22 protein-coding genes and 1 other RNA gene are annotated in these 23,996 nt (G+C 52.8%); 15 read left to right on the top strand and 8 right to left on the bottom strand.

Features of this window, described 5'->3' with window-relative positions:
- Nucleotides 1–80: 80 nt before the first annotated feature.
- Genes FCS97_RS13120 through FCS97_RS13130 form a run of 3 tightly spaced genes read left to right on the top strand, consistent with a single transcriptional unit; the run spans nucleotide 81 to nucleotide 3,143 of the window.
- A complete protein-coding gene (locus tag FCS97_RS13120; protein ID WP_171035327.1) occupies nucleotides 81–1,190 on the top strand; it encodes an S-(hydroxymethyl)glutathione dehydrogenase/class III alcohol dehydrogenase in 1,110 nt (369 codons plus the stop codon).
- 1 nt (nucleotide 1,191) lies between these two features.
- A complete protein-coding gene (gene fghA, locus FCS97_RS13125; protein ID WP_138518892.1) occupies nucleotides 1,192–2,028 on the top strand; it encodes an S-formylglutathione hydrolase in 837 nt (278 codons plus the stop codon).
- A gap of 47 nt (nucleotides 2,029–2,075) precedes the next feature.
- Nucleotides 2,076–3,143 carry a zinc ribbon domain-containing protein gene (locus FCS97_RS13130; protein ID WP_138518893.1) on the top strand — a complete coding sequence of 356 codons (1,068 nt, stop codon included), beginning with the start codon at nucleotides 2,076–2,078 and terminating at the stop codon, nucleotides 3,141–3,143.
- Here FCS97_RS13130 and FCS97_RS13135 read toward each other — a convergent pair.
- The gene (locus FCS97_RS13135) at nucleotides 3,140–3,460 is read right to left on the bottom strand and encodes a nucleotide pyrophosphohydrolase (protein ID WP_138518894.1); all 321 of its coding nucleotides are present in this window, start codon (nucleotides 3,458–3,460) and stop codon (nucleotides 3,140–3,142) included. The genes FCS97_RS13130 and FCS97_RS13135 overlap by 4 nt on opposite strands.
- Before the next feature lie 49 nt (nucleotides 3,461–3,509).
- Nucleotides 3,510–4,640, bottom strand: coding sequence for an alkene reductase (locus FCS97_RS13140; protein ID WP_138518895.1), 1,131 nt, complete (start codon nucleotides 4,638–4,640; stop codon nucleotides 3,510–3,512).
- A gap of 123 nt (nucleotides 4,641–4,763) precedes the next feature.
- On the opposite strand from FCS97_RS13140, the gene FCS97_RS13145 reads away from it, so the two are divergent.
- A complete protein-coding gene (locus FCS97_RS13145) occupies nucleotides 4,764–5,690 on the top strand; it encodes a LysR family transcriptional regulator (protein ID WP_138518896.1) in 927 nt (308 codons plus the stop codon).
- Here the strand turns inward: FCS97_RS13145 and rarD are convergent.
- Nucleotides 5,641–6,543, bottom strand: coding sequence for an EamA family transporter RarD (gene rarD / locus FCS97_RS13150; protein WP_138518897.1), 903 nt, complete (start codon nucleotides 6,541–6,543; stop codon nucleotides 5,641–5,643). The genes FCS97_RS13145 and rarD overlap by 50 nt on opposite strands.
- Nucleotides 6,544–6,965: 422 nt before the next feature.
- On the opposite strand from rarD, the gene FCS97_RS13155 reads away from it, so the two are divergent.
- The 3 genes from FCS97_RS13155 (at nucleotide 6,966) to FCS97_RS13165 (ending at nucleotide 8,989) form a co-directional block, all read left to right on the top strand.
- Nucleotides 6,966–7,202 carry a hypothetical protein gene (locus FCS97_RS13155; RefSeq protein WP_138518898.1) on the top strand — a complete coding sequence of 79 codons (237 nt, stop codon included), beginning with the start codon at nucleotides 6,966–6,968 and terminating at the stop codon, nucleotides 7,200–7,202.
- A 137-nt stretch (nucleotides 7,203–7,339) separates the two neighbouring features.
- Nucleotides 7,340–8,608 carry a PQQ-dependent sugar dehydrogenase gene (locus tag FCS97_RS13160; RefSeq protein WP_138518899.1) on the top strand — a complete coding sequence of 423 codons (1,269 nt, stop codon included), beginning with the start codon at nucleotides 7,340–7,342 and terminating at the stop codon, nucleotides 8,606–8,608.
- 69 nt (nucleotides 8,609–8,677) lie between these two features.
- Complete coding sequence (locus tag FCS97_RS13165) at nucleotides 8,678–8,989, top strand: c-type cytochrome (protein WP_138518900.1); 312 nt, start codon at nucleotides 8,678–8,680, stop codon at nucleotides 8,987–8,989.
- 41 nt (nucleotides 8,990–9,030) lie between these two features.
- Here FCS97_RS13165 and ssrA read toward each other — a convergent pair.
- The 5 genes from ssrA to FCS97_RS13190 all read right to left on the bottom strand — a co-directional run bounded on the left by ssrA (nucleotide 9,031) and on the right by FCS97_RS13190 (nucleotide 12,998).
- Nucleotides 9,031–9,414, bottom strand: a transfer-messenger RNA (tmRNA) gene (ssrA, locus tag FCS97_RS13170).
- 37 nt (nucleotides 9,415–9,451) lie between these two features.
- A complete protein-coding gene (locus FCS97_RS13175) occupies nucleotides 9,452–10,108 on the bottom strand; it encodes an HAD family hydrolase (protein ID WP_138518901.1) in 657 nt (218 codons plus the stop codon).
- Between the two features lie 11 nt (nucleotides 10,109–10,119).
- Nucleotides 10,120–10,836 carry a bifunctional 2-polyprenyl-6-hydroxyphenol methylase/3-demethylubiquinol 3-O-methyltransferase UbiG gene (gene ubiG, locus FCS97_RS13180; protein WP_138518902.1) on the bottom strand — a complete coding sequence of 239 codons (717 nt, stop codon included), beginning with the start codon at nucleotides 10,834–10,836 and terminating at the stop codon, nucleotides 10,120–10,122.
- Nucleotides 10,837–10,943: 107 nt separating this feature from the next.
- Nucleotides 10,944–11,600 (bottom strand): outer membrane protein OmpA, encoded by a 657-nt coding sequence (gene ompA / locus FCS97_RS13185; RefSeq protein WP_138518903.1) that lies wholly within the window; start codon nucleotides 11,598–11,600, stop codon nucleotides 10,944–10,946.
- Nucleotides 11,601–11,675: 75 nt separating this feature from the next.
- Nucleotides 11,676–12,998 carry a TRZ/ATZ family hydrolase gene (locus FCS97_RS13190; RefSeq protein WP_138518904.1) on the bottom strand — a complete coding sequence of 441 codons (1,323 nt, stop codon included), beginning with the start codon at nucleotides 12,996–12,998 and terminating at the stop codon, nucleotides 11,676–11,678.
- A 169-nt stretch (nucleotides 12,999–13,167) separates the two neighbouring features.
- Here FCS97_RS13190 and gyrA point away from each other — a divergent pair, with 169 nt between their 5' ends.
- The 8 genes from gyrA to rpsA all read left to right on the top strand — a co-directional run bounded on the left by gyrA (nucleotide 13,168) and on the right by rpsA (nucleotide 23,982).
- Entirely contained in the window at nucleotides 13,168–15,789 is a 2,622-nt protein-coding gene (gyrA, locus tag FCS97_RS13195; protein WP_138518905.1) for a DNA gyrase subunit A, read from the top strand.
- A gap of 27 nt (nucleotides 15,790–15,816) precedes the next feature.
- Nucleotides 15,817–16,935 carry a 3-phosphoserine/phosphohydroxythreonine transaminase gene (gene serC / locus FCS97_RS13200; RefSeq protein ID WP_138518906.1) on the top strand — a complete coding sequence of 373 codons (1,119 nt, stop codon included), beginning with the start codon at nucleotides 15,817–15,819 and terminating at the stop codon, nucleotides 16,933–16,935.
- Nucleotides 16,935–18,026: a prephenate dehydratase gene (gene pheA, locus FCS97_RS13205; RefSeq protein ID WP_138518907.1), complete on the top strand. Its 1,092-nt coding sequence runs from the start codon at nucleotides 16,935–16,937 to the stop codon at nucleotides 18,024–18,026. Before serC ends, pheA begins: the two co-directional genes overlap by 1 nt.
- A gap of 12 nt (nucleotides 18,027–18,038) precedes the next feature.
- The gene (gene hisC, locus FCS97_RS13210) at nucleotides 18,039–19,166 is read left to right on the top strand and encodes a histidinol-phosphate transaminase (protein ID WP_138518908.1); all 1,128 of its coding nucleotides are present in this window, start codon (nucleotides 18,039–18,041) and stop codon (nucleotides 19,164–19,166) included.
- A complete protein-coding gene (locus FCS97_RS13215; protein ID WP_138518909.1) occupies nucleotides 19,166–20,053 on the top strand; it encodes a prephenate dehydrogenase in 888 nt (295 codons plus the stop codon). Before hisC ends, FCS97_RS13215 begins: the two co-directional genes overlap by 1 nt.
- A 31-nt stretch (nucleotides 20,054–20,084) precedes the next feature.
- A complete protein-coding gene (gene aroA / locus FCS97_RS13220) occupies nucleotides 20,085–21,428 on the top strand; it encodes a 3-phosphoshikimate 1-carboxyvinyltransferase (protein WP_138518910.1) in 1,344 nt (447 codons plus the stop codon).
- Between the two features lie 10 nt (nucleotides 21,429–21,438).
- Nucleotides 21,439–22,107: a (d)CMP kinase gene (gene cmk, locus FCS97_RS13225; RefSeq protein WP_138518911.1), complete on the top strand. Its 669-nt coding sequence runs from the start codon at nucleotides 21,439–21,441 to the stop codon at nucleotides 22,105–22,107.
- A 171-nt stretch (nucleotides 22,108–22,278) separates the two neighbouring features.
- The gene (gene rpsA, locus FCS97_RS13230) at nucleotides 22,279–23,982 is read left to right on the top strand and encodes a 30S ribosomal protein S1 (RefSeq protein ID WP_105029927.1); all 1,704 of its coding nucleotides are present in this window, start codon (nucleotides 22,279–22,281) and stop codon (nucleotides 23,980–23,982) included.
- Nucleotides 23,983–23,996 lie beyond the last annotated feature (14 nt).

A 23,996-nucleotide genomic window follows, 5' to 3' on the forward strand; every position in this document is an offset into this window, starting at 1 on the left:
GCCTGCACGGCGGCCTTGAACCCCTATAATGGGGGCTGTTTTAGACACTCGCCAGCATTGGGGGAAACATGTTGCAATCCATCAAAACACGCGCCGCAGTAGCTTGGGGCCCAGGTCAACCTCTCACGATCGAAGAGGTCGATCTGATGCCTCCACAAAAGGGCGAGGTTCTCGTTCGGATTGTGGCAACGGGTGTGTGCCACACCGATGCTTACACCTTGTCCGGTGATGACCCAGAAGGGATTTTTCCCGCGATTCTAGGGCATGAGGGTGCTGGTGTTGTTGAGGCAGTTGGAGAGGGGGTAACAAGCCTGGCGGTGGGTGATCATGTTATTCCGCTGTATACGGCTGAATGCAGGATTTGTAAATTTTGTACCTCGGGTAAAACCAATCTGTGCCAGGCCATTCGTGCCACACAGGGAAAGGGCTTGATGCCCGATGGCACCACCCGCTTCTCCAAAGACGGAAAGCCGATTTATCACTACATGGGTACTTCGACTTTTGCAGAGCACACCGTAGTGCCTGAAATTTCACTGGCAAAAATCGACCCCAAGGCGCCACTGGAAAAGGTATGCCTGTTGGGCTGCGGAGTAACCACGGGCATTGGCGCGGTGCACAACACGGCCAAGGTCCAGGCCGGTGACACTGTGGCCATATTTGGATTGGGCGGAATTGGTTTGGCTGCAATTATCGGTGCTGTGCAGGCCAAGGCAAGCCGAATCATCGCGATCGACATCAATGCTGACAAGTTTGCAATTGCCAAGAAATTGGGTGCCACTGATTTTGTGAATCCGAAAGACCACAGCAAGCCAATTCAGGAAGTCATTGTGGAAATGACGGACGGCGGCGTTGATTTCTCGTTCGAGTGTATCGGCAATGTGAATGTAATGAGATCAGCCCTGGAGTGCTGCCACAAAGGTTGGGGTGAATCAGTGATTATTGGGGTTGCGGGTGCTGGGCAGGAAATTTCCACGCGCCCCTTTCAGCTGGTGACTGGCCGTGTGTGGCGTGGTAGTGCATTTGGTGGTGTAAAAGGCCGCACTGAGCTGCCAGGTTACGTTAACCGGTTCATGAATGATGAAATTGATCTGGATACTTTCATCACCCACACCATGCCTTTGGAGCGAATCAATGAGGCATTTGATCTGATGCACGAGGGCAAATCCATTCGCACAGTGATCCATTTCTGATATGAAATTACTCAGCAGCGTTCAATGCTTTGGCGGTTTGCAAAACCAGTATGAGCATGTGTCGGAAACACTGGGCTGCACGATGCAGTTCAGTGTTTACTTGCCACCCCAAGCTCAAGCTGGGCAAAAGGTAGCTGTGGCTTACTGGTTGTCCGGATTAACCTGCACCGACCAGAACTTTGCCACCAAGGCCGGCGCCCAGCGCGTGGCGGCTGAATTGGGCATTGCGATTGTTATGCCCGACACCAGCCCACGTGGGGAGGGCGTGCCAGATGACGCCGACAAAGCTTACGATTTTGGTTTGGGTGCTGGTTTTTATGTGGATGCCACAGAGGCACCGTGGAGCAAGCACTACAACATGTACAGCTACGTTGTCGACGAACTGCCCGCCTTGGTTGAAGAAAGCTTGCCGGTCAGCCCGCTGAAATCGGTGTTTGGGCATTCGATGGGTGGGCATGGTGCCCTCACCATTGCATTGAATAACCCTGGTCGTTATGCCTCAGTCAGTGCGTTTTCACCGATTGTGAGCCCCATGCAATGCCCTTGGGGGCAGAAGGCCCTCGCTTTGTATCTGGGGGATAACCCCGCCGCCTGGCAACGCCATGACACCGTGGCACTGATACGCGCAGGCGCACAGCAACTTCCAATGCTGGTTGATCAGGGCTTGGCTGACAATTTTCTGGCCACCCAGCTGAAAACTGAATTGCTGGAGGCTGCTTTGCAAGAAACGGGCTACAAAGCCGAGGTTCGTTATCAGCCTGGCTACGACCACAGCTACTACTTCATTGCTACTTTCATTGAAGATCATCTGCGTTTCCATGCGCGGTATCTGAAATAGGCTTCTCGCGCGTTGATGAAACCATATAAAAACAGGATGAGATTCAGATGAGCAAATCACTGAGGTTGTCAGAAAAATGGTTCCGTCGCGGCCTGTGGTTGGTGGCTGTGGTTTTTGCATGGTTCCTGATCGGTTTGGGTGGTACGCTGGTGGGCGATTTGCCTCAAATTGAGCAAACCCAAACGCTCGAAGATTTCATGGATCCTGTCGAACTGAAAACAGTTCGAGAGCAAATTCGAAAGACTGAACTCAATGAGCGTGAGGTGAGCGATGCGCTGGAACAGGCCAGGCTCAAACACAGCGCAGCCGAGGCGGATACCGATTCCGAACGTGAGAAATTCATGGCATGGGTGGCGACCCGAAAGGCCACCGCACTTCCTGATCAAGACAAGGAACTGATTGCACGAACCGAGCGGGTGGACAACTTGCAGGCCTTGGAGCGCGTGGCCTTGGCCCAACTCGAAATGCAGCAAAAGTTGCTGCTCGACTCTCAGCAGGCCAACCGAAGGGCACAATTGCGCTTGAATGAATTGGAGCAGGCTGCGCAAGGCGATTACACCAGCGCCATTCAAAGCCAGGAATTGCGCGTTTTTGCGTATCGCCTTGCATTGACTTTGCCGTTGTTGTTGGTGGCAGCCTGGCTTTACAAGAGCAAACGCCAAAGTACTTATTGGCCCTTTGTGTGGGGCTTCATCTACTTTGCCTTGTTCGTGTTTTTCGTTGAGTTGGTGCCTTATTTGCCCAGCTATGGTGGTTACATTCGCTACATTGTGGGCATTGCAATTACGGTGTTGGTGGGGCGTCAAGCCATTCTCGCCCTGAACCGTTATCTGGAACAGCAACGATTGGCCGAGGCGCAGCCCGAAACCAAGCGGCGCGAGGTTCTGGATTACGACACAGCACTGGCCCGTTTGCACAAGGGCATTTGCCCGGGTTGTGAGCGCACTGTTGATCTGAAAGACACAAGTATTGATTTCTGTCCGCATTGCGGCATTGGTCTTCACGACAAGTGTACGAACTGTGGTGCACGCAAGAGCACTTTTTCGAAGTATTGCCATGCTTGCGGAACCACAGCACGCCTGGCTGAACCCCCAGCGCAAGCAGCGCAGACTTAGTCGATCGCCGGGTACTTCAGGGCATTTTTAACCAGTTTTTTCTGGGCAGCATCGATTGGGTCGATGTGAAGCTGGTTGCAAATTTGCAGCAAATAAAGCAGCACATCGGCCACTTCTTCCTTCACCTCATCCAGCTTGTTTCCTTGGACTTGTCGAGATTCTTCCTCGCTGAGCCATTGGAAGTGTTCAAGCAATTCCGCCACCTCGACGGACAAGGCCATGCTGAGGTTTTTGGGCGAATGGAATTTTTCCCAACGTCGTGCATTGGAAAACTCGATCAATCGTTGTTGAAGTTGCTCAAGGCTGTCTTTGCTCATGCCCTGAGAGTATCAAAAAAAACGCCAGCTTGTGGCTGGCGTTTTTTGTTTACACGTTCAGTGATGGGTAATCAATGTAGCCCTCAGGCCCTGGTGCGTAATAAGTTTGCGGATTCCCCTCGGCCAGGGGTGCATTGAGTTTCAGACGTTGCACAAGGTCGGGGTTGGCAATGTAAGCACGACCAAAGGACACCGCATCGGCCCAGCCTGTTTCAAGGGCATTGATTGCCATGTCACGGGTGTACCCGTTGTTGACAATGTAAGTGCCCTTAAATGTTTTGCGAGCCCACGCATAATCAAAACCCGGCACATCGCGGTCACCACCGGTCGAACCCTCAATCATGTGAATGAAGCCAATTCCGCGCTGGTTCAATTGCTCGATCAGATAGCCAAACACTGATTGAGGGTTGCTGTCGCTTAAATCGTTGAATGGAGTAACCGGGGACAGGCGAATGCCCACCTTGCCAGCACCAATCTCGGCGATCACTGCATCAACAACCTCTAGCGCAAAGCGCGCACGGTTTTCAGCGGATCCGCCATATTGATCGGTGCGTTTGTTGGCGCCGTCGCGTAAAAACTGGTCGATCAGGTAGCCGTTTGCACCGTGAATTTCCACGCCATCAAAGCCAGCCTTGATGGCATTGGCTGCACCTTGGCGATACTCATTCACCACTGTTTTGATTTCCTCTGCGCTCAGTTCATGCGGCACCGGTACATCGACTTTGCCATTGTGGGTGTAGGCAAGCACATTGGGCTTGATGGCAGAGGGTGCAATTGGGCTTAAGCCACCTGTCAGGTCGGGGTGAGTAATGCGACCCACATGCCAAATCTGGGCAATAATCTTGCTGCCAGCCGCATGCACAGCTTCGGTAATCGGTTTCCAGCCTTGCACTTGGGCTTCAGAATATATGCCGGGCGTGGCCATGTAGCCTTTGCCTGCTGGTGACACCTGCGTTCCTTCGCTGATGATCAAGCCAGCGTTGGCTCGTTGCTTGTAGTACTCGATATTCATTTCGCTGCCGGGAATGTCCCCTGCTGCTTCGTCTGAGCGACAGCGAGTCAATGGTGCCATCACAACCCGGTTCTTCACCTCAATGCTGCCAATTCTTCCGGGCTGAAACAGTTTCATATCATCCACGTTGGCAATTTGTTCATTCACATGTGGGGTGGGTGCATTCATACGTCGGTACTCCTCTTGTGTTGCGCTGCAATGTTGCACATTATGCGTATTCGAAGCCCATTGATCTACGGAACAGTTGTTATAGTATTTATTCCTGTCGGGAATACATAAAGGAATCACTCAATGGATCGCCTCAAGCTGATGGAAACATTCGTCCGTGTGGTGGAAACAGGTAATTTCTCGGCAGTGGCCAGGCAGGCCCACACCACGCAATCGGCCATCAGCAAGCAGGTACAGGCACTCGAAGCCGATGTTGGCGTGTTGCTGTTGGTGCGATCCACCCGCAGCCATTCATTGACGGAAGCAGGGCGCCTTTATTATCAACGGTGTCGGCAGGTGCTGGACACTTTGGAAGAGGCTCGCAGTGAGGTGCATCGCGCTGAACACGAGGTAAGTGGTTTGTTGCGCGTGGCTGCGCCTGTGGCGTTTGGTCGAATTCACATTGTGCCCAAGCTGGCGGCATTTTATGCGCGCTATCCAAAAATGCGGATCGATCTGCAATTGGACGACAGTTTCGTCGATCTTGTTGCGGCCGGTATTGATGTGGCCTTCCGTGTGGGCGAACTCAAGGACAGTCGCCTGATTGCAAGGCGCATTGGGTCGGTGGCACGGGCAGTGATTGTCTCGTCATCTTATCTGGCTCGACATGGTGCTCCTCAAACCCCCGATGACTTGAGCAGCCACAATTGCCTGTTGTACACAGGCATTGATAACTTCAATGAATGGACTTTTTATGGCAGCAAAGACAAGGCCATCACCGTGCGCGTGGGTAGCAACTTTCAATCAAACAGCTCTGAGGCAATTCGCCAAGGCGTGCTCGAGGGGCTTGGCATATGCTATTCGCCCACGTGGATTTATGGTCATGACATTCGTGAAGGCAGTGTTCAAACAATATTGGACAACTACAAACCCAGCACATTGCCACTGAATGTGGTGTATCAACCGGAGCGTCGCCCATCGCTCAAGATTAGTAGTTTTGTGGATTTCTTCACCGAAACTTTCAATCAAGACCCTGATTTATCGACCGTGATTCGTTCTTATAAAGTTTAGTCAAGCCCTCCACAGCCAGAACACTCAGCGAGAGCCAAGTGGCGAGATAGGTGGGCCACTCTTGTTCAGCAATGGTCTCGCCAATCAAGAATGCAACAAGCACCAAAAGCACAGGTTCAACGTAGCCCAGCAAGCCAAACAGGCTGAATGGCAGCATTCGGCTGGCCAGTATGTAGGAAATCAGGGCCGATGCACTTAAAAAGCCCAATATCAGAATGAGTAAAGGCAGTTGGAATTGAAGCCCCGTCATTTGCGCCAAACCCTCGCCCGCCAATGCAAAATAAAGCGCCAGTGGCGTCATCAGGAGCATGTCAAACCAAAGTCCTCCCAAATTGTCCACCTTGAACCTGGATCGAAGCACAAAGTAATACGGATAACCCAGGCACACCAAAAGTGACGTCCAGGCAAAGCCCCCCGCCTGCAATACAGCATTGATGACGCCAAGTGCCGCAAGTAAAACTGCCAGTTTTTGAAATGGGCTAAGTTTGTCTCTGTAATGCAGGCGGCCAATCAGAACCATCACAAGCGGCATCATGAAGTAGCCCAGCGACACATTCATGGCATGCCCATGCAGTGGGGCCCAAAGAAAAAGCCACAGCTGTATGCCAAGCAACAAGGAAGTTGCGGGCAGTACCAAGTACAGCTTCCACTCGCGCCTCAGGCGCAGTGCAATTGATCGCACCAAGCCCCAATCCTTCGTTCCGATCAGAAACAGGGTCATTACAGGCAAGGTGAGCAGCATTCGCCAGCCATAAATCTCTTCGCCGTTCAGTGGCTCAAGCAGGGTGGTGTAGTAGTACATGCTGCCAAACAGCACGGAGGCCAAAACAGAGAGAAAAACGCCTTTTTGCATGATTTGTGGGGCTGGTGCCTGTCAGGTGTGGCGAAAAGTGAACAGTTGTTAAATAAAAAAATAATCGTAATTCTAATTTTGTCTAGTTCGAGAAATAGACAATCGGGAATTTTTTGCGCTGCAGCAATTGTATGTCGAAATTGTTAAAAAACATGACTTGTACAAATTAGCATTGTGAGAAAAATGAGTCATGTGCATTTCCAAATATGGCCGTAATTCGACATTACATTTTCTGGCTATAGATTGCTATTTTCATTAATATTCGCTGGTCCAAAAACACATGCAATCCAATTAATAGTTTTTGGCAATTAAACAGGTACGCTCCGGTGAGCGTTGTTCGTTGGCAAGGAAACCTTGCATTGCAGTGAACTTTCACAAGTCTGGAGACCTGTGATTGAAGAACTGAACTGGTGTTTTGGATCATGAAAATTTATTTGTGTTTTTTGGTGTTGTTCAGCCTCGTTGTCGCATTGTTGTTGCGTCTTCTCGATCTTAGCTGGCCATTGTCCCTGATGGGAGGACTTTTGGCCTTTAGCGGATCCACTATTTTGCTGCTGGGTTGCAGTGTGCCGCGATTGCTTTCCGATCAAGGTGACAAGGCAAGCGGCAAAAATTTCTTCAGCCTGATTCTGAAAGGCAAGTCTTCCAAAACTGAATGATTCACCGCGGGTAAGGCCATATTGACCGAGTGTTAAATATGTGCAATTTTCGCTTGGTGTGATTTGATCCCAAGCGATGTTGTAATCGCTTTGATTTCAGATTACATGCTTGCCTTACCTCAGAATCAGGAGACAAAATGAAGAAGCTTAATAAACTCTTGTCCTGCGCAGTCCTCGCCTCAGCCACCATGGCCTTCAACGGAATCGCGATTGCAGCAGCCCCCAATCTTACAGCAACCGCCGTTTTGACCAAGCTGGAGAATCCTTGGGACATGGCGTTTTTGCCAGACGGCGCGATGTTTTTCACTGAGAAATGTCACGGTCTTTCTGTTCGTTTGCCTTCAGGCACCGTCAATAAGCTGGTAGGGATGAAAGACGCGACGGGTTACGCCGATTCCATGCCCGACTTGTTTTGTGATGGCCAAGCGGGCATGAATGGTGTGGCTGTTGACCCTGATTTTGCGAAAAACCGCTTTGTGTATGTGTACTCCACGTCCAGCAAATCCAATCCCCAAACTAATCGGGTAATTCGTTTGACGGTCAATGCTGACTTGAGCAAGACCTCGGACAGGATCGATATTGTGGACGACATTCCCTACAAAACCGCTGCAAGTGATCATCCCTTCGGTTCTTCAGGCGCGCACAACGGCGGGAGAATCCGCTTCAATTCAGGCGACGGTTTTCTGTATGTGACTACTGGCGACACACACAATGGTGCCGTACCACAAAGCCCGAGCAAGCTCGGCGGTAAGGTATTGCGCATTGATCGCGATGGAAAAGCCGCCGCTGGCAACAAGCCGCCCAAGGGGTTCGATGCCCGCATATTCACCTATGGTCACCGCAATCCCCAGGGCATCGCGTTCCGGCCGGGCACCAATCAGCCGGTCACTGCCGAGAATGGACCTTGGCATTCCGATGAGGTTACCGTGTTGAGCAACGGCGGCAATGCTGGCTGGGATCCCCGTCCCAATGTCGGTGGTCGTGGTGATTGTCCCGATGCCTATTGTGGCTACAGCCCGAATCAAATGGGTGCGATGGAACCTGTGAAGCGCGCGGCATTCATGCCGATGACCGACACCAAAACTTACCCCAAGGCGATGAAACCGGCCTGGAACAATGAAAACCTGTCTCAGGGCATGTCCTCAGGTGTTTTCCTCAGTGGCAAACAGTGGAAAGACTGGGACGGGAAAATGGCGGTTGGCTACATGGGAATCGGCATTCATGGCACCCCGGTTGGCAACCGGATTGACCTGTTGGATATCAGCAAAGACGGTTTGACATCCAAGCGCACCATCATGCCTTTGCCCATGCCTGCGGGCCGATTCCGTTCCGTGGTGCAGGGCCATGATGGCAATTTGTATGTGGCCACAGATGAAGGTGAGATTTATCAAATCAAACCGAACTGAATGATTCTGGCGTTGTAAACAGGGCCGCGCAACCTTATCGGGAGCGCGGCCTTTTCAAGGAAGTGGAATATGAGCAAGTACGCAGCAGCACTAATCGCGGGTTCCCTATTCATTAATCTCGGCAGCGCGATGGCCAGCCCTGAGATGGTGAGAAAGTACAATTGCACGGCATGTCATGCCGAGGACAAAAAAAAGTACGGTCCTACCTATCAACAAGTGGCCTTGAAATATTCTGATGAGGCTGGCGCGGCTGAAAAGCTGGCCAAGAAAATTCAAACAGGCGGTGCAGGGGTGTGGGGGAATACGCCCATGCCCGCGCAGCCGCGTGTGACTGACGAAGATGCACTGGCCATTGCCCGGTATATTTTGTCGGTGAAGTAAATAAAAAAAGGCCATCACAGGGATGGCCTTTTTCTTTTGTTTGGTGGAGCCGGCGGGAATTGAACCCGCGTCCGCAAATCCTCCACTACCAGTTCTACGTGTGTAGTCGTCTTCTTTGTATTTAACGGCTACTGACGAAAAGCGACATTCTTCAGCATCCGCGATCCACCTAATTTAACTTACCGGCCGGCAGCATTCCGGTAAGCGGTCCGATGTAGATGATCCCACTGCGGGTTTGACCCCGCCCAGCCCATCGGCGAGCTGGTGTAGGAAGTCCAAACTAAACTAGCTTAAGCAGCTAGTTTGAGTTCGGGGCTAAACGAAGAGTCGTTTGCGTTTAAAGTTTTTCAGATGGATTTACGAGGTAACTGATCCTCGACACGCCCCAATAGCTTTGCAACCCACGTCGAAACCAGATCGACCCCATTGGAAACCCAATTATAACACCCTTGATGTGGGGGCTCACATTCTTATTTCAAGCCACCTGGCCAAATCATGCGCAGTTTTAATCACCGCATCGGCACCCCATTGCTCAATAGGGCTGGCAATGTAGCCATACTCAACAGCCACGGTCGCCATGCCAGCCTCCCGGCCTGCGATTACATCCCGCTCATCGTCGCCAATCATTACACATTGTTCGGTGGGCAGGCGCATGTGGCCCGCTGCCATGAAACAGGGCAGTGGTGAGGGTTTTGGTTTTTCAGCCGTGTCGCCGCCAATCAACACACTACATCCTTGGGTCAAGCCCAGTTCATGTACCAATTTCTCGGCTAGGTAGAAGGGTTTGTTGGTGACAATTCCCCACTGCGCGCCACGTGCCTTGATTTCATTCAGCAAGGGAATAATCCCGCTGTACACCGCGCTTTCCCGGGCAATTCTGGCCTCGTAACGTTCAAGAAACTCGGCACGCATGGCCGGGAATTCCGGGTAGTGCATTTCCAGCCCGAATCCTGCTTTCAGCAAAGCGCGCGCACCGCCCGAGGCCAGATGTTCCATGGCACGATAAGGCGTAATGTCCACGCCGCGATCGCTTTGCATGTCTTGAATGGTGCCGCACAGGTCGGGCGCGGTGTCTACCAGCGTGCCGTCCAGGTCGAACAGAATTCCTTTAAAAGGCATTGAACAATTCCTTAAGCGGGTTTTCTGCAAGCCACCATGTAATTCACATCGGTGTCGCGGGCCAGCCTATACACCTTGGTGAGCGGGTTGTACACAAGCCCGATGATCTCCGAAAAATCAAGTTTGGACAGGCGGGCATATTGGGCCAATTCGGACGGTTTGATGAATTTTTTATACTCATGCGTGCCTTTGGGCAACAGGTTGAGTACATACTCCGCACCGACAATCGCAAACACAAAGCTTTTGGGGTTGCGGTTGATGGTCGAGAAAAACAGCCAACCGCCGGGTTTGCACAAGTCGGCACAGGCTTGAATGGTTTGTGCGGGGTCTGGCACATGCTCCAGCATTTCAAGGCAGGTCACTACGTCAAAAGTGCCTTGTTCCTCGGCAGCCAGTTGTTCTGCCGACACATACCGGTAGTTCACGTTGTTGACGCCAGTTTCCAGTTTGTGCAGTTCGGCCACTTTCAGTGATTTGTCTGCGAGATCAATGCCCAGAACATCTGCGCCACGGCGCGCCATGCTTTCAGCCAGAATGCCGCCACCACAGCCCACATCCAGCACGCGTTTGCCTTTCAGTCCAACCCGTTCATCAATCCAGTTCAATCGGAGCGGGTTGATTTCATGCAGGGGGCGGAACTCGCTGTTGGGATCCCACCATTTGCTGGCCAGGGCGGAGAATTTGGCCAGTTCGGCATGGTCAACGTTGTTGGATTCGATACTGCTCATTGTTAAAGGCTCGCGTTGTGTGTTCAACAGCCTTTAGTTTAACCGAAGGCAGAAACAAAAAAGCCCGGCTGGGCCGGGCTTTTTTGATCAGAACCAGAGGTTATTAATTACTTAACAACTTTCTGTGTTGCGTTGAATTCAATCTCAACGCGACGGTTCTTGGCGCGACCTTCACGGGTCTTGTTGTCAGCCACTGGCTGGCTTTCGCCCATGCCCTTGATCTGGATACGGTCAGCTGGCACGCCCTTGCTTACCATGTAGTCCTTCACAGCCTGAGCACGACGCTCGGACAGCTTCTGGTTGTAAGCATCGGAACCGATTGAGTCGGTGTGGCCGATTGCGATGACGCTGTTCAGGTCAACCTGACCCAACTTGGCGATTTCAGAATCAATACGGTCCTTGCCGCCTTGCTTCAGAGTGGCCTTGTCGAAGTCGAAGTATGCATCAGCTTCCAGGCTTACTTTCGTAATCACTGGTGTTGGCGCAGGTGCAGGCTCAGGAGCAGGTGCTGGTGCAGCAACTGGTGCTGGTGCTGGCTTCTTGGGGATCAAGTCAGGATCGCATTCCTGAATTGCCAAAGCGGCTGTGAAATAGCTGGTGCGGATGCACTCGCCGGAGCCGTCTTTAACAACCTTGCCGCTGCCATCTACTACATAGCCTGCCAGGCCTTCACCTTTGTCTGTTGTGTGGGCCATAGCGGCTGTAGACGCTGTACCAATGGCCATTGCCATCAGAACTTGCGTGAGAGTCGACATTTTTTTCATTGTTGCTCCTTGGGTTAAATAGGGGTTCAAGCTGGTTGATAGTTTACAGTAGAGGCTGTCATAGTTATCACCCTCTCAACCAACTTTCTCGACACGAGTCTGCCACACTCGTTGGGTTTTTCGCATGATTTCCCCGACTAATTGTGCCCTTTTGCCCACAAGTTGTTGCGATTGCACAACTTGAATGCCCGCTACCCAAACATGCTTCACGTCTCTGGAAGCCCCGCTGTAAGCCAGTTTCGAGATTAGATTGTGGTTGGGTAGCTGGTGCGCAGACTCTCCGATCGCCACTGCAATCAGGTCAGCCTGCATTCCCGGAGCAATGTGTCCAATCAGGTGGTCTGCACCCAGGGCCTTTGCCGCATTGCAAGTCATGCTCTTGAGCAACTCGCCCGCGTTGAATGCGGTGGCATCGCCGCTGGCTCCTTTGCACAGCAAGGAGGCCAGGCGGCCTTCTTCCCAAAGATCCAGCTTGTTGTTGCTGGCTGCGCCATCGGTGCCGATTACCACGTTGACGCCCGTTTTCAGGGCTGCTGCCACAGGTGCGATGCCGCTGGCCAGTTTCAGGTTGGAAGCCGGGCAATGCACCAACGTTGCACCCTTGGCCGCCATCACCTGCAATTCATGCTCGTTCAGGTGCACCCCATGAACGGCCAACAAACGCTCGTTGATCAGGCCCAGTTGTTCGAATCTGGCGAAGGGCCGCATGCCGTCGCGGCTTGTGGCATCGCTCACTTCACTGGCGGTTTCATGCAGGTGGCAGTGAATGGGCAGGTCAAGTTCCTCGGCCAGCATGGCCATGTGTTTGAAGGTATCGTCGCTCACGGTATAGGGGGCATGCGGGGCCACCGTCCAGTGCACGGTGGTCTCGTGTTTGAATTTGTCTCGGGCGGCTATCCCCAATTCGATGTATTGCTTCGCTTCTGATGCGTAGCGGGTCGGAAATTCGATCACGGTGATGCCTACAAATACCCGCGAACCCACGTCCAGCGCAGCCTGCACAACCTGATCGGGGTAGAAATACATGTCGTTGAACGTTGTGATCCCACCTTGAAGCATCTCTGTGGCCGCAAGCACGGTGCCGTCGTACACGAATTCAGCATCCGCCAATTCGCCTTCAAGCGGCCAAATCCGGGTTTGCAGCCAGTCATGCAGGGCCAAGTCGTCTGCGGCACCGCGCAGCAAGTTCATGGCCGCGTGGGTATGGCAGTTAATCAGGCCTGGCATGAGCACTTGCCCGGGCAGATCAACCCTGTCTGCGTCGGGGTGTGTCTGCAACATGTCGTCGCGTGGTCCAATCGCCTGAATTTGATCGTGATTGATTAAAACCGCATGGTTTTCAAGCACTTCGGTGGTGTGGTTCAGGCACAAGAGCCATTGGGGGGTCAGCAGTTGCATGGGCAGGGTCACTAGATGATTTGGAACGCACCATTGCGCCCAGTTTCAGCGATTTTGGCTGATACAATCGAAAGCTTGCAAGTGTAGCGCCAGGGATGTGACGCCGCCGTGAATGGCAGCGTCCCGGATTGTTATTCCTTCAGTCAAATAATTCAACACAAGAAGAAACATGGATTCATTCGCAAAAGAAACGCTCCCTATCAGTCTTGAAGAGGAGATGCGCAGGTCTTACCTCGACTATGCCATGAGTGTAATCGTTGGGCGGGCTCTGCCGGATGTGCGCGACGGCTTAAAGCCCGTGCACCGCCGAGTGCTGTTTGCCATGCACGAGTTGAACAACGACTGGAACCGGGCTTACAAGAAATCGGCCCGTATTGTGGGTGATGTGATCGGTAAGTACCATCCCCATGGTGACTCTGCGGTTTACGACACCATTGTTCGCATGGCGCAAGATTTTTCTTTGCGTTACATGTTGGTCGATGGCCAAGGTAACTTTGGCTCAATCGACGGCGACAATGCTGCGGCCATGCGATACACCGAAATTCGTCTGGCCAAAATTGCTCAGGAGATGTTGCTGGACATCGACAAGGAAACCGTCGATTTCGGCCCAAACTATGACGGCAGCGAGCGAGAGCCAAAAGTATTGCCTGCCCGCTTGCCCAATTTGCTGGTCAATGGTTCGTCGGGTATTGCGGTGGGTATGGCCACCAACATGCCCCCGCACAACCTGAAAGAAGTTGTAGCTGCCTGCCTTTATGCCATTGACGCACCAGAGTGCACGGTTGACGATTTGATCGAATTGATCCCGGCGCCCGATTTCCCCACCGCAGGGATCATCTACGGCATCCAAGGCGTACGCGAAGGTTACAGAACTGGCCGTGGCCGCGTGGTCATGCGCGCGAAAACCCACTTCGAAGACATGGACAAAGGTGGTCGCCAGTCCATCATCGTCGATGAATTGCCTTATCAGGTGAACAAGAAAACACTGCTTGAGCGCATTGCCGAGTTGGTGTCTGAAAAGAAAATTGAAGGCATTTCCGACATTCGCGACGAATCTGACAAAGACGGTATCCGAGTCGTCATTGAGCTGAAGCGCGGTGAGGTGCCCGAGGTTATCCTGAATAACCTGTATAAAAATACCCAGCTGCAGGACACCTTCGGCATCAACATGGTGGCTTTGGTTGATGGCCAGCCGCGTTTGTTGAACTTGCGTGATCTGATTTTCTACTTCTTGCGCCATCGCCGCGAAGTAATTACCCGCCGCACGGTGTTCGAGCTGCGCAAAGCCCGGGATCGTGGCCATGTGCTTGAAGGCTTGGCGGTGGCATTGGCCAATATTGATGAATTCATCGCAATCATCAAGGCTGCACCCACACCACCGGTTGCGAAAGCCGATTTGGTGGCCAAAAGCTGGGACTCGTCCATTGTTCGCGAAATGTTGTCGCGCACTGAGCTCGGCGATTCTGGTGGTGCCAAAGCGTTCCGCCCCGAAGGTTTGCCCGCCCGTCTGGGCTTGCAAGACGATGGCATGTATCGCTTGAGCGAAGTGCAGGCGCAGGAAATTTTGAACATGCGCCTGCAGCGCCTGACTGGCCTTGAACAAGACAAGATTTTGAATGAGTACAAAGAGGTGATAGACCAGATCGCCGACCTGCTCGATATTTTGTCCAAGCCCGAACGGATCAACCAGATCATCAAAGACGAATTGACATCGATTGGCAACGAGTTCGCCGATGAACGTCGTTCAATGATCGAATTCAATGCCACGGAACTGGGCACTGAAGACTTGATCACGCCCCAGGACATGGTGGTGACGCTTTCCCATTCCGGTTACATCAAGAGCCAGCCATTGACCGAATACCGCGCCCAGAAACGCGGTGGACGGGGCAAGCAGGCTGCCACCACGAAGGATGACGACTGGATTGATTACCTGTTCGTGGCCAACACCCACGACACCATTCTCTACTTCAGCAACGCAGGTCGTGTGTATTGGTTGAAGGTGTATGAAGTACCGCAAGGTTCGCGCACTTCGCGTGGTCGCCCGATCATCAATATGTTCCCATTGGCTGAAGGTGAAAAGATTACCGCCGTCTTGCCAGTGAAAAGCTTTGAAGACGAAGAAAAGTATGTATTCATGACCACCAGTTTGGGTACGGTCAAGAAGTCGAAGTTAAGCGATTTCTCCCGCCCCATGAAGCGCGGCATTATTGCGGTGAACCTGGATGAAGGCGATTTCCTGATTGGTGCTGCCATGACCAACGGCACCAACGATGTCATGTTGTTCAGCGATTCGGGCAAGGCAGTTCGTTTTGATGAAAACGATGTGCGAGCCATGGGTAGAAATGCCCGTGGCGTGCGCGGTATGAACCTGGAAGAGGGCCAACGCGTAATTGCCATGCTGGTCGCTGAAAGTGAAGAGCAATCGGTATTGACGGCCACCGAAAACGGTTATGGCAAGCGCACACCGGTGGCCGAGTACACCCGCCACGGTCGTGGTACCAAGGGCATGATTGCGATCCAAACCTCCGAGCGCAATGGCAAGGTTGTGTCGGCTGTGTTGGTCAACCCCGCCGATGAAATTATGTTGATTACCACCGGTGGTGTGCTGGTTCGTACCCGGGTTTCAGAAATTCGCGAAATGGGGCGCGCCACGCAGGGCGTGACCCTGATCAGTGTGGACGAAGGTACCTGGTTGTCTGGTTTGCAGCGGATTGTCGAGTCGGATGCCGAAGATTTGGGTGAGGCCGAGGAGGACAACTCCCCTGACGCGCCCGCCGCCACTGAAGAGTAAATAAACGGTTAATTGCACAGGGCACGCATGTCTAGAGTTTGGAATTTTTCTGCAGGTCCGGCGGCTTTGCCTGAGCCAGTCTTGCGCCGTGCCGCCGAGGAAATGCTGGATTGGCATGGCAAGGGCTTGTCCGTGATGGAAATGAGCCATCGCAGTCCCGAATACACCAGCATTTTCGAGAAAACCCGCAGTGATTTCCGCAAACTGTTGAATGTGCCCGACACTCACGACGTTTTGTTTATGCAGGGTGGCGCAGTGGGTATGAATGCAATTGTGCCCATGAATTTGCTTCAGGGTTTTGAGCAAGCAGCCTTTGTCAACACAGGTGCATGGTCGAAAAAAACCACCAAGGAATTTTCAAAGTACGGGCTAGCGCGTGTGGTGCTGGACAATGCAAACGCCTTGGCCGATGCAGCCGCCGCCTGTTATGTGCCCGAGTGCAGCTCGTTGCTTGACCGGGTGAATGGTCAGCAAATGGCTTATCTGCATTATTGCGACAACGAAACCATCAGCGGTGTTGAATTCAGTGGTCAAATTGAAGCCATGGCCAGTCAGCTGGACTGCCCTGTAGTTGCCGACATGTCCTCGAACATCTTGTCAAAAACGCTCGACGTGAGCAAATACGGTTTGATTTACGGTGGTGCGCAGAAGAACGTGGGCCCTGCCGGGGTCACCATCGTGATTGTCGACAAGACATTGCTTAATCGTGCCTTGCCGATATGTCCATCTGCATTTGAATTGGGCACCGTGGCTGAGAACGGGTCCATGTACAACACCCCGCCCACTTACTCCATTTACATCGCAGGTTTGGTGTTTGAATGGTTGCTTGAGCAAGGTGGTGTGCCTTGGGCGCAGGCCCAGGCACAAGAGAAGGCCGCTTTGTTGTATGGCACCATTGACAGCAGCAATCTTTACAACTGTCCGGTTCGTACTGCCGACAGGTCTCGCATGAATGTACCTTTCACCTTGGCTGATGAGTCCCTGAACGGGCGGTTTTTAAGCAAGGCTGCCGAGTGCGGTTTGGTGCAGTTGAAAGGACACAAGTCAGTGGGCGGAATGCGTGCTTCCATATACAACGCCATGCCGGTCGAAGGGGTCAAGGCCCTGGTCGAGTTCATGCTTGAATTTGAAAAGACGGAGGCTTGATGAGCACGCCTGATATTAATGCGGAGTTGTTGAAATTTCGCGATCAAATCGATGACATCGATCAGCAAATGCTGGTGTTGCTGAACAAGAGGGCAAGCCTGGCACAATCCATCGGTCATGTGAAAGCGAAAACCGATGCCCCTGTGATGCGCCCCGAGCGGGAAGCACAAGTGCTCGACAAATTGAATGCTGCCAACTCGGGGCCTTTGAATTCACAGCACATCAACACCCTGTTCAAAGAAATCATGTCGGCTTGCCGCTCCCTGGAGCGTGAAGTGCATGTGGCTTTTCTTGGCCCGCTAGGCACCTACAGCGAACAGGCTGTGTGGTCGTTCTTTGGGCATTGTGTTCAGGCTGAACCTGTAGAAACCATTGAAGAAGCCTTTCGCCAGTTGCAGGCACAGCAGGTTGATTTTGCCGTGGTGCCCGTTGAAAACTCAACAGAAGGGTCGATTGCCCGCACGCTCGATGCACTGGTTGAATCAAGTGCCCTGGTGTGTGGTGAAGTGCAGCTTGCCATTCATCATCAGTTGTTGTGTCAAACCGGGTCGCTCGAGGGTATTGAAAAAATTTGTGCGCATCCTCAAGCCTTGGCACAGTGCCGTGGCTGGCTTTCGCAATATGCACCACACATTCAGCAGGAAACCGTGGCAAGCAACGGTGTGGCGGCTCAAATGGCCAGCGAAAATGTCAAAGTGGCTGCAATTGCCGGTCAGGCTGCGCGAGAACGTTATGGCTTGAAGGCTTTTCAGGAGCACATTCAGGACGATGCCCACAACACCACCCGTTTTCTGGTCTTGGGCAATCAATTAACCGGACCCTCCGGGCAAGACAAAACAAGCCTGGTTGCCTCGGTGCCCAATCAACCGGGTGCGGTTTACAAAATGTTGGAGCCGTTCAATGCTGAGAACGTGTCCATGACCCGGCTTGAATCCCGACCCGCTCGCAACGGGCGCTGGGAATATTATTTCTTTATCGATCTGCAGGGCCATCAAACCGAGCCAGCTGTGGCAAAAGCCTTGGATCAACTGAAGCAAAACGCCTCTTTTTTGAAAGTGCTGGGTTCATACCCGGCCGCACAACGCACCTGACGACGTAGCACCATGCAAAAACTGACCGAGCAAGCCCCTCAATTCATTCGCGCGATAGCCCCTTACAAGGCGGGAAAGCCGGTTTCTGATGTTGTTCGCGAATTGGGTCTTGACCCCAACACCGTTGTGAAACTGGCCTCCAACGAAAACCCGCTGGGTCTTGGCGAAAAGGCCAAGGCTGCCATAGCGCAGGCCGCAGCCGATTTGGGACGATATCCCGATGCAAACGGTTTTGCCTTGAAAGCCAAGCTGGCGGCACGCCATGGTGTAAAGCCTGAGCAAATTACCTTGGGCAACGGTTCCAACGACGTATTGGAACTGGCCGCAAAAGCCTTTTTGACCCAGGGCACCAATGCCGTGTTTTCACAATATGCCTTTGCGGTTTACCCTTTGGCCACGCAGGGTTGCGGCGCGCAGTCCAAAGTAGTGCCTGCGGTGAGTTTTACCCATGATCTCGATGGTTTTTTGAAAGCCATTGATGCGCAAACACACATTGTTTTTATTGCGAACCCCAACAATCCAACCGGCACTTTTTTGCCACAGGAAAAACTGCTGGCTTTCTTGAAACAGGTGCCTTCGAATGTGTTGGTGGTGCTTGATGAGGCCTACAACGAATTTCTGAAACCCGAGGATCAGTACGATTCCACCCAGTGGGTTGCACAGTTCCCCAATTTGCTGGTGTCACGCAGTTTTTCCAAGGCTTATGGTCTGGCTGGTTTGCGTGTCGGTTATTCGGTGTCGAGTGTAGAAGTGGCGGATTTGATGAACCGGGTTCGCCAGCCGTTCAATGTGAACTCCCTGGCCTTGGCCGCGGCTGAAGCTGCAATTGATGACAAGGAATTCCTTCAGAAAACCTATGAAGTTAATCTCAAAGGGCTTGAGCAAATCGAAGGTGGTTTGAAGTTTCTGGGTTTGGAATACGTGCCTTCCTACGGCAATTTTGTGTTGTTCAAGGCTGGAAACACCGATGAAGCTGGCATGAAAGTGTTCGATGCCCTGCAACGACTGGGCGTCATTGTTCGCCCGGTGAATGGTTATGGTTTGCCACAGTGGTTGCGTGTGTCCATTGGCCTGCCGCATGAAAACGAAGCCTTTTTGGTGGCCTTGCCCAAGGCGCTGGCCAGCCTGCAGGCTTCGTAATGGCCAAGGGAACTGTCTTTAATCGAATGCTCGCCATTGGCGTAGGCTTGATTGGTGGGTCCATTTGTTTGGCCGCCAAGAAAAAAGGTTTGGCAGGGCATGTGCTGGGCTATTCCCGCAAGCTTGAAACAGCCCATGAGGCACTGCGGCTTGGCATTGTTGATGAGTGCATCGCAGGTCCCGGGGATGCCAATGTTCGCAATGTCGATGTTGTTGTGTTGTCCATTCCTGTTCGGCAATACAAACAGGTGCTGACCCAGTTTCTGCCTTCTTTGCCGCCCAACTGCCTGATCTTCGATGCCGGTAGTACCAAATCGGATGTGGCTGTGATGCTGGACGAACTTGAACCACAGTTCCCGGGCTTGAAGTCCCGTTTTGTGTTGGCACATCCAATTGCAGGTGGCGAGTCGCATGGCCCCTCTGCTGCAGTCGCCAATTTGTTTGAGGGTCGCAATTGTGTGTTGTGCCCCTTGCCACAAACCAACCCCGCCGGTTTGAAAAAAGTGGAAAACTTTTGGTCGGCCATTGGTGCAAAGCTGAGCACCATGAATGCCATGGACCATGATGAAATGTTTGGCGCGGTTAGCCACCTGCCTCATTTGCTCGCCTTTGGCTACGTGGCCAGCGTATTGGGTCATCCCAAGGGCGCAGAATTCATGAAAGAGGGTGGGGCTGGCTACCGCGATTTCACGCGTATTGCAGCCAGCTCGCCTGAAATGTGGGCTGATATTTTCCAAAATAACAGCGCTGCCCTGTTGAACATGCTGAGCGGTTTTGAAGCAAATATCGCAACTCTTCGGGCCGCTATAGAAAATGATGACAGGGCTGCACTCGAGCGTATTCTTGCTCAGGCTTCTGAATACCGCAGTCGCTGGAAACAAAATTGATTCAGTCCAATTATTCAACGGATACCTTGTTATGTCAGATCTGAATTTGATCGAATTTCACGCCAGCAGCACCGAAAGCATGTCGGGTTCCGCCCGTGTGCCTGGCGACAAATCAATTTCCCATCGTTCAATCATGATGGGCTCGATTGCAGAGGGCACCACTGAAGTTGAGGGGTTTCTGGAGGGCGAAGACGCACTCGCAACCATGAATGCCTTTCGCGCCTTGGGTGTAAGTATCGAGGGGCCTGACCATGGCAAGGTGAAAGTTCACGGCGTGGGCATGCATGGTTTGAAAGCGCCGCGTGAGGTACTCGACTGTGGCAATTCGGGCACCTCCATGCGACTCATGTCGGGTTTGCTGGCCGGCCAGGATTTTGATTGCATGCTGACTGGGGATTCAAGCCTGGGCAAGCGCCCCATGAAACGGGTAATCGACCCTTTGGTGCTGATGGGGGCACGAATAGAAGCGCAGGAAGGGGGGCGTCCGCCACTGCATATTCATGGTCGCACCACCTTGAAAGCGATTGATTATGTGTTGCCCATGGCCTCGGCGCAGGTGAAGTCGTGTGTTCTTCTCGCCGGTCTGTATGCTGAGGGCACCACCACCGTCACCGAGCCTGCGGTAACTCGCGACCACACCGAGCGCATGTTGCGCGGCTTCGGGGTCGAGGTGATCACCGAAGGCTCCAAAGCCAGTGTAAAGGGTGGGCAAACTTTGAAAGCCACCAAAATTGATGTGCCATCTGATATTTCCTCAGCCGCCTTTTTCATGGTGGCAGCTTCGATTGCGCCGCAGGCGGACATCACCCTGAAGCATGTTGGTTTGAATCCAACTCGCACTGGGGTCATCGATATTTTAAAGTTGATGGGCGCCAACATTGAACTGAGTAACCACGCCGAGGTGGGCGGGGAACCCGTTGCCGACGTTCGTATTCGCAGCGCCGCTTTGAAAGGCATCGATATTCCGGAGCACCTGGTGCCTTTGGCGATCGATGAATTTCCTGTGTTGTTCGTGGCAGCGGCCAACGCCACGGGGCGCACAGTACTGACTGGTGCCGAAGAATTGCGCGTAAAGGAGTCTGATCGCATTGCTGTAATGGCGCATGGCCTGCAAAAGTGCGGCATTGATGCCGAGCCCACTGAGGACGGCATGATTATTCAGGGCCTGGGCCATGTGGACGGCCTGCGCTACAAAGCCACCAGCATTGAATCACAAGGCGATCACCGCATCGCGATGTCATTCAGCGTGGCGGCCATTCGCGCCCACGGCTCCATGGTAATTCATGGTGCGCAAACGGTAGATACATCTTTCCCGGGCTTTGTGACATTGGCCAACGCACTGGGCATGCAGGTTCAATCAGTTCGCAAGGGTTAGGTAGAAGACCATGTCCACATGTCCGGTAATCGCCATCGATGGTCCCACTGCCTCAGGCAAGGGTACTGTGGCCGCTTTGGTGGCAGGAAAGCTCGGCTACCACTACCTGGACAGCGGTGCAATTTACCGCGTGTTGGCGGTGGCGGTTGCTCAAGGGGGCTTGAATCCCGATTTGTCAGCCGATTTACAGCGCATTATTCCCATGGCCGCCAATTTGCCGGTGCAATTCCGGGGTGACAAGGTATTGCTTGACGGTGCAGATGTTTCTGAGGCGATTCGTACCGAGGAGGCCGGTGTCATGGCCTCCCGCCTGGCAGTGGTGCCGGAAGTTCGCGCTGGTTTGTTGCAGCGGCAACGTGATTTTCGCCAAACACCGGGGCTGGTGGCCGATGGTCGCGACATGGGTTCCGTTGTTTTTCCGGATTCCTTTCTGAAGGTGTTTTTGACGGCCAGTGCTCAGGTGCGTGCCGAGCGGCGTGTGAATCAAATTGAAGGGCGTGGTCAGAAAGCAGATTTTCAGGCCATATACAGCGATTTGATGGCCCGCGACAAACGCGACACCGAGCGGGCTGTGGCGCCGCTTAAGCCCTGCGATGATGCCCTCGTGTTGGATTGTTCCAACATGCCCATCGATCAAGTGGTTGCAACCATCCTGAACTGGGCGCAAGAACGCATTTAAACGCTTGATCAGCAAAGGCTTTCTTGATACACTGCTATCCCTCGTTTAATGAACCTTACTAAATTGTTGGTGATCGTTCATTAAAAAGGGAATGCCGTATTTTTCAATCCCGAAAAATGCGTTTTTGAACTCCGCCTTGCTTCCCGCAGTGGCGTGTTAAATCTCAAATTTATGACCACAACTGAAATTACCCAAGCCCCAGATAGCTTTGCAGCTATGTTTGAAGAAAGCCTGAATCGCAAAGAAATGCGTGCAGGTGAAGTGATCACAGCCGAAGTTGTTCGTGTTGATTACAACTACGTTGTTGTGAATGCCGGGCTGAAATCTGAAAGCTACATCCCTCTCGAAGAATTCAAAGACGACCACGGCAATATCGAAGTCAACGACGGTGACTTCATCTCCGTGGCCATCGAAGCGCTGGAAAACGGTTACGGCGAAACACTGTTGTCACGCGACAAGGCCAAGCGCCTGTCCGCATGGCTGAGCCTGGAGCAAGCCCTGGAATCAGGCGAGCTGGTGACAGGTACCATCACCGGCAAGGTGAAGGGCGGCCTGACAGTGATGGTCAACAGCATCCGTGCTTTCCTGCCAGGTTCACTGGTAGATGTGCGCCCCGTAAAAGACACCACCCCATTCGAAGGCAAAACCCTCGAATTCAAGGTGATCAAGCTGGATCGCAAGCGCAACAACGTTGTATTGTCGCGCCGTGCAGTGGTTGAAGCCACTATGGGTGAAGAGCGTGAAAAGCTCCTGTCCAACCTGCAGGAAGGTTCTGTGGTCAAGGGCATCGTCAAGAACATCACCGACTACGGCGCGTTCGTGGACCTGGGCGGTATCGATGGTCTGTTGCACATCACCGACCTGGCATGGCGTCGTGTACGTCACCCGTCAGAAGTGCTGACAGTTGGCGAAGAAATCGAAGCAAAAGTGTTGAAGTTCGACCAGGAAAAGAACCGCGTGTCCTTGGGCGTGAAGCAGCTTGGCGAAGACCCATGGGTCGGTTTGTCACGTCGCTACCCAGCCGACACACGCTTGTTCGGAAAGGTTACGAATATCACTGACTACGGCGCATTTGTTGAAGTTGAGCAAGGCATCGAAGGCTTGGTACACGTGTCTGAAATGGACTGGACCAACAAGAACGTCGATCCCAAGAAAGTGGTTACGTTGGGCGACGAAGTTGAAGTCATGGTTCTGGAAATTGACGAAGAGCGTCGTCGTATCAGCCTGGGCATGAAGCAATGTGCAGCCAACCCTTGGGAAGAGTTCTCCACCAGCTTCAAGAAAGGCGACAAGGTATCTGGCGCAATCAAGTCGATCACTGACTTTGGCGTGTTCATCGGTTTGCCTGGTGGCATCGATGGTCTGGTGCACCTGTCCGACCTGTCCTGGAACGAAACCGGTGAAGAAGCCGTGCGTCGTTTCAAGAAAGGTGACGAAGTCGAAGCCTTGGTGTTGGCCATCGACACTGAGCGTGAGCGCATCAGCTTGGGCATCAAGCAGTTGTCTGGCGACCCCTTCACCGTATTTGCGTCTTCCAACGACCGTGGCAGCATGGTCAACGGTACTGTTAAATCAGTAGATGCCAAGGGCGTGGTTGTAGACCTTGGTGACGACATTGAAGGTTACCTGCGTGCTTCCGAAATCTCCAACGATCGCGTTGAAGATGCTCGCAATGCATACAAGGAAGGTGATGCTGTAACAGCCATGGTGATCAACGTGGACCGCAAGGCTCGCTCGATCGCTTTGTCCATCAAGGCCAAAGACCAGGTTGATACCGATGAAGCCATGAAGAAAATTGCTGAAGAAAGCGCAGGCTCTGCTGGTACCACCAGCCTGGGCGCGTTGTTGAAAGCAAAACTGGGTAACAACCAGTAATCAGTCTGTAGAAG

Source organism: Limnobacter alexandrii (assembly GCF_005871185.1).
GTDB lineage: Bacteria > Pseudomonadota > Gammaproteobacteria > Burkholderiales > Burkholderiaceae_B > Limnobacter > Limnobacter alexandrii.

What these genes read in the sequence shown, in the direction of transcription:
- fghA (WP_138518892.1), top strand. Translation starts at nt 1,192, where the DNA reads ATGAAATTACTCAGCAGCGTTCAATGCTTTGGCGGTTTGCAAAACCAG.
- FCS97_RS13130 (WP_138518893.1), top strand. Translation starts at nt 2,076, where the DNA reads ATGAGCAAATCACTGAGGTTGTCAGAAAAATGGTTCCGTCGCGGCCTG.
- FCS97_RS13135 (WP_138518894.1), bottom strand. Translation starts at nt 3,460, where the DNA reads ATGAGCAAAGACAGCCTTGAGCAACTTCAACAACGATTGATCGAGTTT.
- FCS97_RS13140 (WP_138518895.1), bottom strand. Translation starts at nt 4,640, where the DNA reads ATGAATGCACCCACCCCACATGTGAATGAACAAATTGCCAACGTGGAT.
- FCS97_RS13145 (WP_138518896.1), top strand. Translation starts at nt 4,764, where the DNA reads ATGGATCGCCTCAAGCTGATGGAAACATTCGTCCGTGTGGTGGAAACA.
- rarD (WP_138518897.1), bottom strand. Translation starts at nt 6,543, where the DNA reads ATGCAAAAAGGCGTTTTTCTCTCTGTTTTGGCCTCCGTGCTGTTTGGC.
- FCS97_RS13155 (WP_138518898.1), top strand. Translation starts at nt 6,966, where the DNA reads ATGAAAATTTATTTGTGTTTTTTGGTGTTGTTCAGCCTCGTTGTCGCA.
- FCS97_RS13160 (WP_138518899.1), top strand. Translation starts at nt 7,340, where the DNA reads ATGAAGAAGCTTAATAAACTCTTGTCCTGCGCAGTCCTCGCCTCAGCC.
- FCS97_RS13165 (WP_138518900.1), top strand. Translation starts at nt 8,678, where the DNA reads ATGAGCAAGTACGCAGCAGCACTAATCGCGGGTTCCCTATTCATTAAT.
- FCS97_RS13175 (WP_138518901.1), bottom strand. Translation starts at nt 10,108, where the DNA reads ATGCCTTTTAAAGGAATTCTGTTCGACCTGGACGGCACGCTGGTAGAC.
- ubiG (WP_138518902.1), bottom strand. Translation starts at nt 10,836, where the DNA reads ATGAGCAGTATCGAATCCAACAACGTTGACCATGCCGAACTGGCCAAA.
- ompA (WP_138518903.1), bottom strand. Translation starts at nt 11,600, where the DNA reads ATGAAAAAAATGTCGACTCTCACGCAAGTTCTGATGGCAATGGCCATT.
- FCS97_RS13190 (WP_138518904.1), bottom strand. Translation starts at nt 12,998, where the DNA reads ATGCAACTGCTGACCCCCCAATGGCTCTTGTGCCTGAACCACACCACC.
- gyrA (WP_138518905.1), top strand. Translation starts at nt 13,168, where the DNA reads ATGGATTCATTCGCAAAAGAAACGCTCCCTATCAGTCTTGAAGAGGAG.
- serC (WP_138518906.1), top strand. Translation starts at nt 15,817, where the DNA reads ATGTCTAGAGTTTGGAATTTTTCTGCAGGTCCGGCGGCTTTGCCTGAG.
- pheA (WP_138518907.1), top strand. Translation starts at nt 16,935, where the DNA reads ATGAGCACGCCTGATATTAATGCGGAGTTGTTGAAATTTCGCGATCAA.
- hisC (WP_138518908.1), top strand. Translation starts at nt 18,039, where the DNA reads ATGCAAAAACTGACCGAGCAAGCCCCTCAATTCATTCGCGCGATAGCC.
- FCS97_RS13215 (WP_138518909.1), top strand. Translation starts at nt 19,166, where the DNA reads ATGGCCAAGGGAACTGTCTTTAATCGAATGCTCGCCATTGGCGTAGGC.
- aroA (WP_138518910.1), top strand. Translation starts at nt 20,085, where the DNA reads ATGTCAGATCTGAATTTGATCGAATTTCACGCCAGCAGCACCGAAAGC.
- cmk (WP_138518911.1), top strand. Translation starts at nt 21,439, where the DNA reads ATGTCCACATGTCCGGTAATCGCCATCGATGGTCCCACTGCCTCAGGC.
- rpsA (WP_105029927.1), top strand. Translation starts at nt 22,279, where the DNA reads ATGACCACAACTGAAATTACCCAAGCCCCAGATAGCTTTGCAGCTATG.